The sequence below is a fragment of the Paenibacillus sp. MDV22-iso6 genome (assembly GCF_058408365.1).
This window is the reverse complement of the sequence record NZ_JBZVDZ010000020.1, coordinates 1-2,934: the sequence shown is the minus strand read 5'-3', so window position 1 is coordinate 2,934 and position 2,934 is coordinate 1. Positions and strand designations below refer to the sequence as shown.

Annotated in this window: 1 rRNA gene; it reads left to right on the top strand. The window is 53.5% G+C overall.

Features of this window, described 5'->3' with window-relative positions:
- Position 1: 1 nt before the first annotated feature.
- Positions 2 to 2,928: ribosomal RNA gene (locus AC4PM4_RS30555) — 23S ribosomal RNA — on the top strand.
- The last annotated feature ends 6 nt before the right edge of the window (positions 2,929 to 2,934 follow it).

Below are 2,934 nucleotides of genomic sequence, written 5' to 3'. Positions count from 1 at the left end.
TGGTTAAGCTACTAAGAGCACACGGAGGATGCCTAGGCGCTAGGAGCCGATGAAGGACGTGGCGAACAACGAAACTGCCTCGGGGAGCTGTAAGCAAGCTTTGATCCGGGGGTGTCCGAATGGGGAAACCCAGCTGGGGTAATTTCCAGTTACTCATAACTGAATACATAGGTTATGTAGAGGCATACCAAGGGAACTGAAACATCTAAGTACCTTGAGGAAGAGAAAACAATAGTGATTCCGTCAGTAGCGGCGAGCGAACGCGGAGAAGCCCAAACCAGAGAGCTTGCTCTTTGGGGTTGTGGGACATCTCACATGGAGTTACAAAGGAACCGGTTAAGCGAAGAGGTCTGGAAAGGCCCGCCAAAGAAGGTAAAAGCCCTGTACTTGAAAGTCTGTTCCCTCCGAGATGTATCCCGAGTAGTGCGGGGCACGTGAAACCCCGTATGAATCCGGCAGGACCATCTGCCAAGGCTAAATACTTCCTAGCGACCGATAGTGAAGCAGTACCGTGAGGGAAAGGTGAAAAGCACCCCGGAAGGGGAGTGAAATAGAACCTGAAACCGTGTGCTTACAAAAAGTCAGAGCCCGTTTTAGGGGTGATGGCGTGCCTTTTGTAGAATGAACCGGCGAGTTACGTTCCCGTGCAAGGTTAAGGTGAAGAGCCGGAGCCGCAGCGAAAGCGAGTCTGAATAGGGCGACTTAGTACGTGGACGTAGACCCGAAACCGGGTGATCTACCCCTGTCCAGGGTGAAGGTGCGGTAACACGCACTGGAGGCCCGAACCCACGCATGTTGAAAAATGCGGGGATGAGGTGGGGGTAGCGGAGAAATTCCAATCGAACTCGGAGATAGCTGGTTCTCCCCGAAATAGCTTTAGGGCTAGCCTCGGAAAACAGAGTCGTGGAGGTAGAGCACTGATTGGGTGCGGGGCCCGCAAGGGTTACCAAGCTCAGTCAAACTCCGAATGCCATAGACTTACTTCCGGGAGTCAGACAGTGAGTGCTAAGATCCATTGTCAAAAGGGAAACAGCCCAGACCATCAGCTAAGGTCCCCAAGTGTGTGTTAAGTGGGAAAGGATGTGGAGTTGCACAGACAACCAGGATGTTGGCTTAGAAGCAGCCACCATTGAAAGAGTGCGTAATAGCTCACTGGTCGAGTGACTCTGCGCCGAAAATGTAACGGGGCTAAACACACCACCGAAGCTATGGCTTGATGCTTTGCATCAGGGGTAGGGGAGCGTTGTATAAGGGTTGAAGGTGTACCGTAAGGAGCGCTGGACATTATACAAGTGAGAATGCCGGTATGAGTAACGAAAAGATCAGTGAGAATCTGATCCGCCGAAAGCCTAAGGGTTCCTGAGGAAGGCTCGTCCGCTCAGGGTAAGTCGGGACCTAAGGCGAGGCCGAAAGGCGTAGTCGAAGGACAACAGGTCGAAATTCCTGTACCACCGTAAGCCGTTATGAGCAATGGGGGGACGCAGCAGGGTAGTGACGCGGACTGATGGATGTCCGTCTAAGCAGTGAGGCTGATGTGTAGGCAAATCCGCACATCGTTAAGGCTGGGCTGTGATGGGGAGCGAAAATTATAGTAGCGAAGGTCATGATCTCACACTGCCAAGAAAAGCCTCTAGCCAGGTGATGGTGCCCGTACCGCAAACCGACACAGGTAGGCGAGAAGAGAATTCTAAGGCGCGCGGAAGAACTCTCGTTAAGGAACTCGGCAAAATGACCCCGTAACTTCGGGAGAAGGGGTGCCCCGGTAGTGTGAATAGCACGAGGGGGCCGCAGTGAAAAGGCCCAAGCGACTGTTTAGCAAAAACACAGGTCTGTGCGAAGCCGTAAGGCGAAGTATACGGGCTGACGCCTGCCCGGTGCTGGAAGGTTAAGGGGAGCGGTTAGGAGCAATCCGAAGCTGTGAACCGAAGCCCCAGTAAACGGCGGCCGTAACTATAACGGTCCTAAGGTAGCGAAATTCCTTGTCAGGTAAATTCTGACCCGCACGAATGGCGTAACGACTTGGGCGCTGTCTCAACGAGAGATCCGGTGAAATTTTAATACCTGTGAAGATGCAGGTTACCCGCGACAAGACGGAAAGACCCCATGGAGCTTTACTGCAGCTTGATATTGAATTTGGGTACGATCTGTACAGGATAGGTGGGAGCCTTTGAAACGTGAGCGCCAGCTTGCGTGGAGGCACCGTTGGGATACCACCCTGATCGTATCTAGGTTCTAACCTGGTACCGTAATCCGGTGCGGGGACAGTGTCAGGTGGGCAGTTTGACTGGGGCGGTCGCCTCCTAAAGAGTAACGGAGGCGCCCAAAGGTTCCCTCAGAATGGTTGGAAATCATTCGAAGAGTGCAAAGGCATAAGGGAGCTTGACTGCGAGACCTACAAGTCGAGCAGGGACGAAAGTCGGGCTTAGTGATCCGGTGGTACCGCATGGAAGGGCCATCGCTCAACGGATAAAAGCTACCCTGGGGATAACAGGCTTATCTCCCCCAAGAGTCCACATCGACGGGGAGGTTTGGCACCTCGATGTCGGCTCATCGCATCCTGGGGCTGAAGTAGGTCCCAAGGGTTGGGCTGTTCGCCCATTAAAGCGGTACGCGAGCTGGGTTCAGAACGTCGTGAGACAGTTCGGTCCCTATCTGTCGTGGGCGTAGGAAATTTGAGAGGAGCTGTCCTTAGTACGAGAGGACCGGGATGGACGTACCGCTGGTGTACCAGTTGTTCCGCCAGGAGCACCGCTGGGTAGCTATGTACGGAAGGGATAAGCGCTGAAAGCATCTAAGCGTGAAGCCCCCCTCAAGATGAGATTTCCCAGTATGTAAGACCCCTTGAAGACGACGAGGTAGATAGGCTGGGGGTGGAAGTGCAGCAATGCATGGAGCTGACCAGTACTAATCGGTCGAGGGCTTATCCAATATGCA